We start from the raw sequence: 12,736 nt of genomic DNA, 5'->3' as shown, positions 1-12,736 counted from the left end.
GCAGCCGGTTGACGATCTGGGTGCGGCTGCGGACTAGTGTGCCGCGCCGGAAATTCGCCTACAAAATCGGGCGAGTGATTCGAGGATCTCTTCGGCGGTCTTGGTCCAGATGAACGGTCGGGGGTTGCTGTTCCAGTCGGTGATCCAGGATCGGATGTCGGCTTCGAGGGCTTGGATGCTTTTGTGGGTGCCGCGGCGGATTTTCTGGTCGGTGAGGAAGCCGAACCAGCGTTCGACCTGGTTGATCCATGATGAGCCGGTCGGGGTGAAGTGCATGTGGAAACGCGGGTGTTTCGCCAGCCAGGCGCGTACCGCCGGCGTTTTGTGGGTGCCGTAGTTGTCGCAGATCAGGTGCACGTCGAGCTCGGCCGGGACGCTCTTGTCGATGGTGATGAGGAATTTCTTGAACTCGGTCGCCCGGTGCTGACGGTGCAGCTCGCTGATGACCGAGCCGTCGGCGATGTCGAATGCGGCGAACAGGCTGGTGATGCCGTTGCGGTGGTAGTCGTGGGTGCGACGCTCGGGCATGCCGGGCATCATCGGCAGGACCGGCTGGGAGCGTTCCAGGGCCTGGATCTGGGATTTCTCGTCCACACACAGCACCACGGCCCGTTCCGGCGGGTGGTGGTAGAGACCGACGACGTCGACGACCTTCTCGATGAACTGCGGATCGGTGGACAGCTTGAACGTGTCCGCCCGGTGTGGCTTCAGGCCGAAGTCGCGCCAGATCCGGCCGATCGTCGATTTCGACAGCCCCGACTTCTCGGCCATCGACGTCCGCGACCAGTGGGTGGCGTTACGTGGGGCCTGCTCGAGGGTCGCCACGACGACTTCTTCAACCTTGTCCAAGGCGATCGACGGTGGCCGGCCTGGACGTTGCTCGTCGATCAGGCCGTCGAGACGCTCGGCCAGGAACCGCCGCCGCCATTTGCCCACCGTAGACAGATGAACACGCAGATCTGTTGCCACAGCAGTGTTTGAGGCCCCTTCGGCGCACGCCAGGATAATCCTCGCCCGTGTCGCGAGGATCTGCGCCGACTTCGCCCGCCGCGCCCAGCGAGTCCACGTCGAGCGTTCCTCGTCGGTCAACACCAGCGGTGCGGTGGGACGCCCTGTCCGTGCCATAACCCCACCCTACACCGACTTATTAGGCGAATTTCCGGCGCGGCACACTAGGTCATCGCGGTGTTCGGTGAGGCACCGCAGGGCGGCGATGGCCTCGTCGACCACGGCGGTGTTGAGTCGAGCAGCGGTGTGCGCGGCGATTCCGACCGAGAGGGCGTCGGCCTGGTCGGTTTTGCGGCCGTGCTCGGTGGACAGCAGCCGCACCCGGCGGGCCAGCTTCGCGGGCACGTCGACCACGTCGACGCCGTCGGCGCTCAGACGGGCGGTTAGCACGGCGCCAAGGCCGGTGGCGCCTTCGACCGCCCAGGTCGCGTGCGGCCAGCGGCCGGCGAAGCGGCGCAGCGGTCGATAGCCGTCGCGGTTGACCTCGATGCGGATCGTGGCCAGTGGCTGGAGTCGGTTGTCGACTGCGACGGCGGTCCAGGACGCCTTGTGAGGATCGATCGCGATGACGACCGGAGCGGGTGCTGACGGTGCGGCGGAGGGCACGGGGTCTCCGGCAGGGCCGGGGAAAGGGGGTCCGGCGAGGAGGGCAGACCAACTTCGGGCTCAACAGACCTCTCTCGAGCCACTCCCGCAGGCCGTTAGGGAGCCAGCCCGTGAGCGGCAAGTGTTTCCCGAGCGACCCCGACCACAACCTCGAAGAGCATGGCTGCAGACCCTGATCTCCGGCCACCAATCCAACAAGTTGGAGGCCTCTCTGCTGCCGGCGGCTTGACAAGAGAGGTGCCGTTAGCGAGACAGCCCACTCGGAGCGGCGCTGCCGAGGGAGTGTTGCGACGACTCCTTTACTCGGCTGGTTTACGTTGTCGGCGACCTGGACAGACGTGCGTGAGCATGCCGCTGGGCCACCGGACTACTGGGGGTCAAGGGGGCGTCGGTTCGAATCCGGCCGTCCCGACGCAGGTGAGGGGCCATCTCGGAAGATCGAGACGGCCCCTTTGTCGTACCTGGGTGACTAACTGAGTGACTACGCCTCAGCGCCGAGGATCCGGTCCATGGCGACTGCACCGCCTGGGAGTGTGACGACGATGTAGGCGTGCAACGAGGTGCTTTCGGCAGCGATTAGAAGCGCCTTGGCATGGTCGAGCGTCAGCGACTTCGAGGGACGGCCGCTGCGACCTGTGGGTACTTCGCAGGGCTCCGTTGCGTTGAGCGTCGCCAAGATCGAGGCAGACTTGAGCAGTGAAGTCATCGACCCGCTCTCGGCCGTGGCTGCCTCCGAGGTCAGCGTTCGCCGGGTTCCGGTTCCCGCCGGAGGTGATCGTGGTCGCGGTCCGCTGGTATCTGCGGTTCAACCTCTCGTATCGCGACGTTGAGGAGTTGCTGGTCGAGCGCGGCGTCGAGGTCGATCACGTCACGGTCCACCGGTGGGTGCAGCGGTTTCACGCCGTTGCTGGCCGACGCCGCCCGCTTCTGCCGATACTCACCAGGCGACAGGTGGTTCGTCGACGAGACCTACGTCAAGGTGAACGGGGTGTGGCGCTAGGTGTACCGGGCGGTCGACCAGTACGGGCAGGTCATCGACGTGCTGGTCTCGGCCCGCCGTGATGCCGGCGCGGCCCGGCGGTTCTTCCGCCGGGCGCTGTCGACGTTGGAGGCGATACCCGTAGAGGTTGTCACCGACGCGGCTGCGGTCTACCCCGGCGTCCTCGACGACCTGGTCCCGTCCGCGTGGCACCACGTCGAGCAGTACGCCAACAATCCGATCGAGGCTGATCACAGCCAGCTCAAACACCGGTTGGATGCGCGGGCTACGAACGGACAAGACAGCACAGGTGATCATCGCCGGCCACGCGATCATGCAGAACCTCCGCCGCGGACACTACGAACTCGCCGCCGACGCCCCGCCCCGTACGCGGGTCGCCGCTGCGTTCACGGAACTCGCCCAAGCGATCTGACCGCAGACCCGACACGGGCTCAACACGTCCGCCGATCCGATAACGCAACGGCGCCCCTCAGCGCCGAGGGCGGCCAGCAGCGCGGTGGCGAACAGGGATCGGCCCGAGCCCGGCTAACTCCACGACGTGCAGCCTCCACAGCGGGCCGATCCTCTCCGACATCATCCCGGTAATGGCCCGCAGGCCGGGCCGTCCCGGGATCAGTTCACGTCTACAGTCACCCGCCATGGCAGCACCGGTGCGCCGCACGGTATCTCGGGCGGGCAGACGTCCCGGTAGGAGGACAGGCCGCCGCGGCCGGGCTGGACAGCCCGGTATGCGGCAGCGGTCGTGCCGGGCGGCGGAGGCGCCGGCAGCGGCAGGGCGGCCAAGACGTCGCCGCTGGCTTGGACTGGGGTCCACCAGTTGTACGGGTTGGGATATCGCACCGGGTCTACGGCGAGCGTGACGTACAGCCGTTGCCACCGTCGCAGGCAGATGGTGCGCCCGTTGTCGGCCTGCCCGAGCTGGATCGGCCGACCGGTCGCATCGGTAGGCACGCAGCCGGTCGGTGTCAGCGGGTCGGCGGGAGCCGCCGAGCTGGCCGACGCCGGTGTGACGGCCAGCGCCGCGGCGACGACCACGGCGGTGAAAAGTGTCGGCGCCCGCACGAAACCTCCTCCGGTGCAGCAACCAAAATATCCGCCTGAGTCTATCTTCTGACGTACGTCTCTTGAAGGGCAGAGGGGCCGCGCGGCTCCTATCCGAAATGCAGGCGATGCCGTGCCGCCCATCCGACGCAAGAGCGGCCGCGGTGCGCGGCTGGATTACCGTGCGTCGCCGGCTCGTACGGGGCAACATGCCGGCGTCGACGCCACGACGTCCTGGGCTCCGGGTCCTGCTCGATGGTGAGCTGAGCGACCGGCTCGCCGGCAGCCCGGCGGCCGGGGCGGCAACGGGCTGAGCTTGCTGCCACGGTGAAGCGGGTAACTCGAAAATCGACCGGGACCAGCCTGGGGAGATGTCGGCAGGTCACCTTCCGAGTAATGACGTTGACAAGCACGCGAGACATGCTCATCTGCCGCCGTCCGGGCGCGTCACCAGCGACCCAAGCCGTCACGTTTGGTGACTGCCGTCGGCGGCCGTGGACGCCCGGAACTGGCACCCCTCTGTGTCAAGGGGCGGCGAGTAGTGGTGTTCTAGGCTGCTGTTCGGCGGGTCCGGGAAGTGACTGTTCCGAAGTGTCGACCATGGGGATTGGGTCGGCCGCGCTGGATTGATGAGTCGTCCCCACGTGTCCTCCCGGGCCCGTCCTCGCAACCTGTGGGGTAGAAGGGCGGGAGTTCTGGCCCGCGAGGCACTGGGCTGTCGTAAAGCTGTGGGGTGTCGGTAGCTTCCAGCGGAAAACAACGCCAAGCACTGCTGAGGCCCCGTACCCGAAGCGGTACGGGAGAGGGCTCGACGCGGCTCGTGGTTCTACGGACGCGACCGGCGAGCGTTCAGGGCGGCGCTGACGGAGTCAATTGGTGTCCTGGTCGGTGTCGCTGAGCAGGTTGACGAGTCCGTTGGGTGCGCCGTCGCCGAAGATGAGGTTGATGGTCTCGTGCGCGGCGACCGCTTCGGCCTCGCTGCGGGCGAACATCACTTCCTCGTACGCGGCGAAGGCGGCCTCGACGTCGCCGGCGTGTGCGGCGATCGCCTCGCCGAGTTCGGCTCCGTCGAGCATGGCGATGTTCGCGCCTTCGCCGCCGGGGACGGTCACGTGTGCGGCGTCGCCGAGCAGTGTCACGCCGGGCATGCGGGCCCATCGGTGGCGGTCGGGGAGCTGGTGGATGCTGCGCAGGATCGGCGTCGTGTCGGCGTCGGTGATCAGGGCGGTCAGTTCGGGCGCCCATCCTTCGAACTCGGCCGCGATCCGCGTCTTCGTGGCGTCGGCGTCGGCGAAGTCGATGTCAGCGAACCACTCGACCGGCCGGTTGAGCACGACGTAGGTGTGGATGATGTTGTTTGCTTCGCGGTGGGCGAGGAATCCCTTGCCGGGGATGAGTGCGTACATGGCGCCGTCGCCGACGGCCTTGGCCGCGTCGGGGTGGCGGTCGTCGACATCGTGCAGGTAGGTGTCGATGTAGCTCATGCCCGCGTACGTCGGCTTCTCGTCCGACAGCAGTGCTCTTACTCGCGACCAGGTCCCCTCGGCGCCCACGAGCATCTCGGTGGTGACTGTCGAGCCGTCCGCGAAGGTGAGCTCGTGCCGCCCCCCGCCGAGGGGTGTGGCCACGACGAGCTTCTTGCCCCACTGCACGGTGCCGGCTGGCAGTGACTCGATCAGGATGCGCCGGATGTCGCCGCGTAGCGCTTCCGGCCGGGTCATGGAACCGTCGTCGGGGACCTCAGCGAGCACCGTGCCCTGCTGGTCGAGGACTCGCTGCGCTCCACCGCCCGCGTGGATGATCGCGCGATATTCCTGGGTGAGCCCGGCGATCGCGAGGGCGCGCTGGCCGTTGTGCTCGTGCAGGTCGAGCTGGCCGCCCTGGGTGCGAGCCTGGGCCGAGTCCTCAGCGTCGTAGACGGTGACCGGGACGTCGTGCAGGTGCAAGACGCGGGCGAGCGTGAGGCCGCCAAGGCCGGCGCCGACGATCGTGACGGGAGTAGGCATGTCAGTCCTCTCGAAGAAGTTTGGACCGCCGGTCCAACTCCAAGATTGGACCGTTGGTCCAACTGTGTCAAGATGATGGACATGACCATCCCCACGCCGCGAAACACCAGGCGCAGCGATGCGCTGTCCCGGGATCGCATCGTCGAGGCGGCCGTTGAAGTGCTCGACGCGACGGGAGAGGCGGGCCTGACGGTCCGCGCGCTGACGGCTCACCTGTCGACCGGCCGCGGCGCGATCTATCACCACGTCGCCAACAAGGAAGGGCTGCTCGCCGCGGCCGCAGACGACATCGTGGGACGGGTAACGGCGGGAGTCGGCGACGACGAAGACCCCGAGCAGGCCATCCGTGCTCTCGCGCTCGGGATCTTCGACGCGATCGACGCGCACCCATGGGTCGGAACCCAGCTCTCCCGCGAACCATGGCAACCCGCCGTCTTCCGGATCTGGAAGAGTGTCGGGTCACAGCTGCAGCGCCTCGGGGTGCCCGGGCCGGCCAGGGCGGACGCCGGATCAGCGTTGGTCAACTACGTCCTCGGCGCGGCAGCGCAATACGCCGCCGGGGCCCGGCGAGTGACCAGCGACGCGGATCGCAAGGCATACCTGGAGACTCTGGCGGCACAATGGGCGCAACACGACCCGGACCCGGTCGTGCAGGACGCGGCCTCGCAGCTGCACGAACATGACGACCGTGAGCAGTTCCTCGCCGGAGTGGACATCTTCCTGACCGGCATCACCGCCCGCAGATAAGCGTCGCGTTTCGGATCGCCCGTTCCTGATCGGCCAGGCGGTGACCGGTCCACCACGATGAACGCCTGTAGGCGACGCCCTGACATCGGCAGTTCAGGATGCTGCATGCCCTAGCGGCTTGTCACGGAGCGTGACTGCTTCCCTCGGCGAGCATACCCGGACGGCGGCATGAGCGGATGGCTGGCCACCCAGGCACAAGACCTGTTGTTCAAGGAGATGCGGCGTCATAACCTGGGCAGGTGGCGACGGATTCAGGTCCTGACGGGGGTCTCAACGACGAGACCCCATTAAGATCGTTGCCTACGACGCACACTGGCCGACCAGCTTCGCCCACAAGCAGACCCGGGTCGAGGCGGCACTCCAGAACTACCTCGTCGGTCACGTCGAGCACGTGGGTAGTACCGCGATCCCCGGCCTTGCCGCCAAGCCGATCATTGACATGCTCGCCCTGGTCAGGGATTTCGACCAGACCGACGGCATCGTGGCGGATCTGGGCGACATCGACTGGGTCCATGCCCCCGAGCCGGGTCACCATGAGCGGCGCAAGTGGTCATTTTGCTTTCCCGACGTGACATGGCGTACCCATCACCTCCACATTTGGGAGATCCGGTCACCGGACTGGCGCCGCTTGCTGCACTTCCGCGACCATCTACGACGCCACCCGGACCTCGCCGCAGAGTACGCGCGTATCAAGGCTGAACTCGCAACGGCGGACGACCACGACCGACCAAGGTGCCGGTCCGGCAAGGCGCCGTTCATCGAGGACATCCTTAGACAGGCGGACGCATCTAGCGCCTCCTAGCGACGCTCCTTCTGCGCTGATCCAGTGCCCCGTCACACGGGTGGGACGTCCGCTCATCGGCTACGAGCGCGCACCACGTCGGGTCGCGGAGGCACGTCCGGCTGAGAGGGTTCGTGACAAAGACGGGTCCCGAACGCCTGCCTCGGGACCCGTTAAGGTGGGCTGATCTTCAGCTGGGCGGATGGCGTCGGTAAGGCGTATCCACGTCGGGCATCGGTCCGTGGCGATCCACTGACACGAAACCCTTGTCTGGGGGTAGGCGAGTCGCAACGAGCAGGCGCACGCTGTTCCTGATGACGGCACGTCCCCGATGGTGGGGGAGCGGGGCGCGGTGGGACCCGGCACTGTCATGTCGGCCGGCCCCCGTTTACCCCCCGAAAACCCCCGCGTTACGGATGGTAACAAGGGGGTTTGGGCAAACAATGACAAGCTTTGAAAGAGGAAGCTTGACATGAGGCTCTCGTGGGTTCAAATCGCCTCGGTCCGCTGAGCTGTCCGGTAGACAGCCTCGAGGGTGAGTGGCCGATCCATTTCGCCCACAGGCAGCGTCGGTGCTGCGGCGCTCTTTTGCGTCACCCACTCGCTACACCGAGACGGCCAGGCTTCTGCCGATCGGACGATTTCGAGATGCCGTGGCGAGCGCATGAAACGCCGAACGGCGGCCCGCTGAATCAGTCGGGCCGCCGTTCGTAGACTGTGGATCAGAGCGGGCGGATGTTCTCCGCCTGCGGACCCTTCTGACCTTGGGTGACGTCGAACTCCACCTTCTGATTCTCGTCGAGGCTGCGGAAGCCGCTCGCCGAGATCGCGGAGAAATGGGCGAAGACGTCGGCGCCGCCGTCGTCCGGGCTGATGAAGCCGAAGCCCTTGTCGGCGTTGAACCACTTCACGGTACCTGTAGTCATGTCTGCTCCTCGCAGGCTGTCAGAGACCGCACTGTGCGGACCCTTACGCCGCCGCGTTGATCACCCGCGTCGAAACGACACGAAAAACGAAAAGCGCCTGGAGGGGTTTCAGATGCCCCATCAGGCGCTAGAAAACGTCTACGGAAATCAAAACTGCAACTCGGCTACCGTAGCACATGATCCGTCGTCGATTCCACGGAGGTGAGTGGACCTGGTCTTGCCTACCTCATCGATGCCGCCCTGGCCACAACCGTGAAGCGAACGTCGACCAGGCCGTCGCCGCCGCGACCACCCCTGCGGCCCGGCCTGGACAGTGAGACCAGGCCGGGCAACGCCAGGACTTAACGGAGAGCCCTTAGCTGTGCTGAGGGATGTCCGTCGTGTACGCCAGCTCGCGGCCCGCCTCCACGTCGGAGGTCAGCGCATCGATCCGGGCCTTGACCAGCGAGTAGGAGTCCGAGCCGAGCAGTTGGTGCAGAGGAGCCTTACCCGAGACCGCCACCTCGATGATGGCGGTTGCGGCTCGGACGGGGTCACCGAGCTGGGTGCCCGACATCGCCAGGTGCGCCTCGGTCATTTCCCGGATCGACTCGTAGCCGGACCCGGTGGTCGGCGGCAGGCCAAGGGAGTGCGTACGCAGAAAATCGGTCTGCATGTAGCCGGGCTCCACGAGGTTGACCTGCACGCCGAAATCGCCGACCTCCGCGGCCAGTGACTCGGTCAGCCCTTCCAGGGCGTACTTCCCGGCGCAGTAGAGACCCCAGCCCGGGAAGGAGGTCAGACCGAGGATCGAGGAGATGTTGATGATGTGACCGCTGCGCTGGGCGCGCAGGGACGGCAGCACCGCACGAAGAACGTTCCAGAGCCCAAAGATCTGCACGTCGAACATCTGCCGGACGTCGGCGTCCGTGATCTCCTCGATGGCGGCGAGGAATCCGTAGCCGGCGTTGTTCACGACCACGTCGATCGCGCCGAAACGGTTGGTGGTGGAGCGGATCGCCGCCGCGACCGCCGGCTCGTTCGCGAGGTTCAGCTCAAGTGGCAGCAGCCGGGCCTGGTCCACGGATCCCAGGGCCGCGTCGAGACGCTCAGCCGACCTGGTCGTCGCCGCGACGTTGTCACCGCGCTCGAGGAGCTGCTTGACCAACGCCAGGCCGAGGCCCCGGGAGGTGCCCGTGACGAACCAGGTGGCGGGTCGGGTGGTGGGGTACGACATCGGTGTTCTCCTTGTGACTGGAGTGGCAGCGCTGTGCCCTGCCGGAAACGCATTTCATGCTGCTGCCGGGCGGGCGGGCCGAACACCTCTGGCCAGGCCCAGCCGTACCTGGGAACGACATGCCCACCCAACCCCTGGGCGCGGCCCATCGCGCACGGCATCATTGGCGACATGGTGCGACGCACAGAACTGGCCGGCTTCCTGCGGAAATGCCGGGCTGACACGACGCCGGAGGCAGCGGGAATCCTCCCGCTGTCGGGGCGACGCGTCCGCGGCCTGCGCCGGGAGGAGGTGGCTCAGCTCGCCGGGGTGAGCGTCGACTACTACACCCGACTCGAACAGGGCCGCCACAGCAGTCCGTCGGAGGCGGTCATCGACGCGTTGGGCCGTGTCTTCCAACTCGACGCGGCCGCCCAGGCTCACCTTGTCGACCTGGCCCGGCCGGCTCGGCACCGCACCGGGCAGGTGCCGGGCCAGCGGGTCCGGCCGGCGATGCACCAGATGATCGCCTCGATGGTCGACCACCCGGCCTTCATCGTCGGGCGCCGCACCGACATCCTCGCGTCGAACCTGCTGGCCCGCGCCCTCCTCACCGACTGGACCCAACTGCCGCCCCGCGAGCGCAACTACACGCGCTGGGTCCTCCTCGACCCCGGTGCCCGCGAGGTCTACCCCGAATGGGCCACCGTGGCGGCCGACGTCGTGGGCACGCTGCGCCTCTACGCCGGCCGGAACCCCGACGACCCGCAGCTCAACGAACTCGTCGGCGAGCTGACCATCAAGAGCCCGCAGTTCCGTACGTGGTGGCACAACCACCGGGTGCACGAGCGGACCCACGGCACCAAGCACATGGTCCACCCCGCCGTGGGACCGATGACCATCCGATACGAGGCGCTGGCTCTACCCGGCGACGACGACCAGACGCTCTTCATCTACACCACGGATCCCGGCAGCAGCTCACACTACAACCTGCGCCTGCTCGCGCTCTGGGCGACACAGCAGCGGTACGCCCCAACCACCGGCGCCTCCAAGGCCGCTCCCGTGCAGGTCGAGGACAGCACAATCAGGTCTCTGGGCTCCGCCTGATTCCGACGGGCGTCGATCGTCCCTTGACGATCGGTGGTCTCCACCGTGGGCGATCAGCGGGCGAATTCTTGTCTTGGGTGGCGGTGACCTGATCGGTGCCCATGTCGCGGACGTGCTGCGCGAGCGAGGTCATGCCGCGACCACCGTGGCGCGTTCCCCCCGTGCGGGTGGGGACGGCCTTTTCGTGCACTTCGATCATGATTGTTTCCACCAGCCCAGGGCACCTTCGATGAGGTCATCCGGCGGGGCGAGCTGATGACCGACCCGTCGCTGTTGGTGACCACCGGGATGAGCCGTGGGACATGGACTGGTCATGGCCGGGACGAGCGCCTGGCGGTGTCTCTGCAGAACAACGCCCTGAACCGACGTTCATGGGCCACCCGCGAGCAACTACGGATCGCGATCGTGACCATCACCCGCGGGCCGCTGGCCGCCCGGCGCGCGACCCGACCCGTGAGGTAGCCGATGGATCCGAACCCGGCGAAACTTCGCGGTCGTCACCCTGTGCACCACCCGAGCGGCCCTGCCGCAGCTCTGCGACAGCAGCGGCAGGTGGGGATCCGACGACCGTCAGCCCCACCTCCACCGCCGAATTCGGACAATTGAGCGATGCTACCGGCGTCAGCGCCCGGTGGGCACGATGTTTGAGGAGTGCCCGCTCTGCTCGTCACGCTTCAGGCGCTTCGCAGTCTGCTTCTCCTTGATTGTCTTACCCTTCTTCTTGACGTTCGCCTTGGTCGTCGAGTCCTTGGACATGATCGAACCTCCTGGAGCAGGTCGGTGAACGTGCAGCGTGTTACTCGCCTGATCACGGCGTGCAGGTGACGGAGGACCCGCGCGGCGGGCGCGCGGTCCTTCACTGCACGCCGACCCTACGCTGTTCCAGCTCTTGCCGACGTTCGGAAGTGCATCGCCGGTGGTGAGGCAATAGATCCTGTCGCCCCACCGACACGAACCCCTCGCCTAGCTAGGCGAGCCGCGACGGGCAGGCGCACGCTGTTTCTGGTGACGGCACGCCCCCGACGGTGAGGGAGCGGGGCGCGGTGGAACCCAGCGCTGTCCTGTCGGCCGGTTCCCGTTTACCCTCCGAAAACCCCCGCCTGCCGTTGACAATCAGTGACAAGAAGCGACCATTGCTTGATCGTGTCTGTGCAGCTCAATGCCTGTACTTGACAATCAATGACAAGCTCGATTTGGTTTACCTGGTAACAAGGGGTCGTCGGTTCGAATTCGGCCGTCCCGACGCAGGTGAGAGGGCTGATCCGGAAATCGGGTCGACTTTTTCGCCATTTTGGGGACCAAGATCAGTCAAGTTGGGCTGGCTGGCGCTGCTTGACCGGTGGTCAAGTTTCAGGTGCCTACCTAGGTCATTTGCCGAATTGCTCGTTCTCTGGATCAAGGCGGCCCGCAAGCGGGCCGCGCTCGGCCTGCTGGCGGCGCAGGCACCGGCATCGGCCGGCGCGCCGGCCGATTGCAGACTGCGCCAAGCTCTGGAACCGATGCCTCCGGCGGGGATCTCGACAGAGATGGGCTTCACACAGGGGCAGCGACGCCGAGGCCATCGCTCAAGGCTGCCAGCGCCGCGACGAGCCACGGGTTTGTCGTCCTGCGAGGCGACGGAGGGCGGGCAGGCGCACTCAGATCGATGACGGGCATAGGGCAAGTTATCCGATGGGCGGTAACCCGCTCGTACCGACGCGGGGCCATCCACGGGCCAGTAACCGTGGCGCGCAGCGGTCATGAGCGGGCACGAGCGGCATGGGGCTCTGCCGCCGCCGGCAGGCGTTTCGGACATCACGGCCCGTTGAGCGCTCTTCCAAACGGAAGGTGTCAGTACGCTGCTTGGCGTGGCAGAGGACGAGGTGGTCTTGCGGCTCAACCGCGACGAGGCGCTGGTTCTGTTCGAGTGGCTGTATCGCACCGACGAGACCACCAACGACTTCGCTGACCTGGTCGAGGATCAGGCGGAGCAACGGGTGCTGTGGAATCTCACCTGCCTACTGGAACGGGAGCTGGTCGAGCCGTTCTCGCCGCAGTACGCCGAGCTGGTCGAGCAGGCACGAGCCCGGTTGCGGGATGAGGGTCCATGACCGTGCCGCGTGCCCGTCGGGACAGGAGCCGAGGGTCAACGGCGGTCGCCGCCTGGACGTCGCCCCCGGCATGGCGGTGCAGGTCAAACCAGGTCACGGCGATGAGACTTCCCGCCGTGTCCACACTTCCTAAATGTGCTGTCCAGGGAGGTTGGTCGAGGTTGTGTGACGACACGATCTGATGTCGTAGGTAGGTGAAGGCCTCCGGTTGTGGAGTGGAGCTGTCTAG

11 protein-coding genes and 2 pseudogenes are annotated in these 12,736 nt (G+C 66.6%); 5 read left to right on the top strand and 8 right to left on the bottom strand.

Annotation, left to right across the window (positions count from 1 at the left end; genetic code table 11):
• Positions 1-33 precede the first annotated feature (33 nt).
• The 3 genes and pseudogenes from AB0A95_RS27920 to AB0A95_RS27910 all read right to left on the bottom strand — a co-directional run.
• Complete coding sequence (locus AB0A95_RS27920; protein WP_357558708.1) at positions 34-1,125, bottom strand: IS630 family transposase; 1,092 nt, start codon at positions 1,123-1,125, stop codon at positions 34-36.
• Positions 1,126-1,134: 9 nt separating this feature from the next.
• Positions 1,135-1,614, bottom strand: a complete 480-nt coding sequence (locus tag AB0A95_RS27915) for a transposase (RefSeq protein ID WP_357558707.1) — start codon at positions 1,612-1,614, stop codon at positions 1,135-1,137.
• Positions 1,615-2,131: 517 nt separating this feature from the next.
• A pseudogene (locus AB0A95_RS27910) lies at positions 2,132-2,263 on the bottom strand (site-specific integrase); the annotation flags it as partial.
• Between the two features lie 77 nt (positions 2,264-2,340).
• Between AB0A95_RS27910 and AB0A95_RS27905 the strand changes: the two are divergent.
• A pseudogene (locus tag AB0A95_RS27905) lies at positions 2,341-3,026 on the top strand (IS6 family transposase).
• A 200-nt stretch (positions 3,027-3,226) separates the two neighbouring features.
• Here AB0A95_RS27905 and AB0A95_RS27900 read toward each other — a convergent pair.
• Together AB0A95_RS27900 and AB0A95_RS27895 are read right to left on the bottom strand one after the other, a co-directional pair.
• On the bottom strand, positions 3,227-3,676 hold the full coding sequence (locus tag AB0A95_RS27900) for a hypothetical protein (RefSeq protein WP_357558706.1): 450 nt from the start codon (positions 3,674-3,676) through the stop codon (positions 3,227-3,229).
• Positions 3,677-4,524: 848 nt separating this feature from the next.
• A complete protein-coding gene (locus AB0A95_RS27895) occupies positions 4,525-5,661 on the bottom strand; it encodes an NAD(P)/FAD-dependent oxidoreductase (RefSeq protein ID WP_357558705.1) in 1,137 nt (378 codons plus the stop codon).
• Positions 5,662-5,733: 72 nt separating this feature from the next.
• Here AB0A95_RS27895 and AB0A95_RS27890 point away from each other — a divergent pair, with 72 nt between their 5' ends.
• Positions 5,734-6,408 carry a TetR/AcrR family transcriptional regulator gene (locus AB0A95_RS27890; protein WP_357558704.1) on the top strand — a complete coding sequence of 225 codons (675 nt, stop codon included), beginning with the start codon at positions 5,734-5,736 and terminating at the stop codon, positions 6,406-6,408.
• A gap of 286 nt (positions 6,409-6,694) precedes the next feature.
• A complete protein-coding gene (locus tag AB0A95_RS27885) occupies positions 6,695-7,210 on the top strand; it encodes a GrpB family protein (RefSeq protein ID WP_357558740.1) in 516 nt (171 codons plus the stop codon).
• 701 nt (positions 7,211-7,911) lie between these two features.
• On the opposite strand, the gene AB0A95_RS27880 is transcribed toward AB0A95_RS27885, so the two are convergent.
• Positions 7,912-8,115, bottom strand: a complete 204-nt coding sequence (locus AB0A95_RS27880) for a cold-shock protein (protein ID WP_043326981.1) — start codon at positions 8,113-8,115, stop codon at positions 7,912-7,914.
• 355 nt (positions 8,116-8,470) lie between these two features.
• On the bottom strand, positions 8,471-9,331 hold the full coding sequence (locus tag AB0A95_RS27875; RefSeq protein ID WP_357558703.1) for an SDR family NAD(P)-dependent oxidoreductase: 861 nt from the start codon (positions 9,329-9,331) through the stop codon (positions 8,471-8,473).
• A 171-nt stretch (positions 9,332-9,502) separates the two neighbouring features.
• On the opposite strand from AB0A95_RS27875, the gene AB0A95_RS27870 reads away from it, so the two are divergent.
• A complete protein-coding gene (locus AB0A95_RS27870; RefSeq protein WP_357558702.1) occupies positions 9,503-10,417 on the top strand; it encodes a helix-turn-helix transcriptional regulator in 915 nt (304 codons plus the stop codon).
• A 621-nt stretch (positions 10,418-11,038) separates the two neighbouring features.
• On the opposite strand, the gene AB0A95_RS27865 is transcribed toward AB0A95_RS27870, so the two are convergent.
• On the bottom strand, positions 11,039-11,173 hold the full coding sequence (locus AB0A95_RS27865; protein WP_357558701.1) for a hypothetical protein: 135 nt from the start codon (positions 11,171-11,173) through the stop codon (positions 11,039-11,041).
• Between the two features lie 1,091 nt (positions 11,174-12,264).
• Here AB0A95_RS27865 and AB0A95_RS27860 point away from each other — a divergent pair.
• Positions 12,265-12,507, top strand: coding sequence for a hypothetical protein (locus AB0A95_RS27860; RefSeq protein ID WP_357558700.1), 243 nt, complete (start codon positions 12,265-12,267; stop codon positions 12,505-12,507).
• The last annotated feature ends 229 nt before the right edge of the window (positions 12,508-12,736 follow it).

Source organism: Micromonospora sp. NPDC049230 (genome assembly GCF_040647875.1).
Classification (GTDB): Bacteria; Actinomycetota; Actinomycetes; order Mycobacteriales; family Micromonosporaceae; genus Micromonospora.
This window is presented reverse-complemented; position numbering and strand designations above follow the sequence as displayed.

Bases quoted from the DNA above. Each gene is read 5' to 3' on its own strand.
- AB0A95_RS27920 (WP_357558708.1), bottom strand. From the start codon at position 1,125: ATGGCACGGACAGGGCGTCCCACCGCACCGCTGGTGTTGACCGACGAG.
- AB0A95_RS27895 (WP_357558705.1), bottom strand. From the start codon at position 5,661: ATGCCTACTCCCGTCACGATCGTCGGCGCCGGCCTTGGCGGCCTCACG.
- AB0A95_RS27870 (WP_357558702.1), top strand. From the start codon at position 9,503: ATGGTGCGACGCACAGAACTGGCCGGCTTCCTGCGGAAATGCCGGGCT.
- AB0A95_RS27865 (WP_357558701.1), bottom strand. From the start codon at position 11,173: ATGTCCAAGGACTCGACGACCAAGGCGAACGTCAAGAAGAAGGGTAAG.
- AB0A95_RS27875 (WP_357558703.1), bottom strand. From the start codon at position 9,331: ATGTCGTACCCCACCACCCGACCCGCCACCTGGTTCGTCACGGGCACC.
- AB0A95_RS27890 (WP_357558704.1), top strand. From the start codon at position 5,734: ATGATGGACATGACCATCCCCACGCCGCGAAACACCAGGCGCAGCGAT.
- AB0A95_RS27880 (WP_043326981.1), bottom strand. From the start codon at position 8,115: ATGACTACAGGTACCGTGAAGTGGTTCAACGCCGACAAGGGCTTCGGC.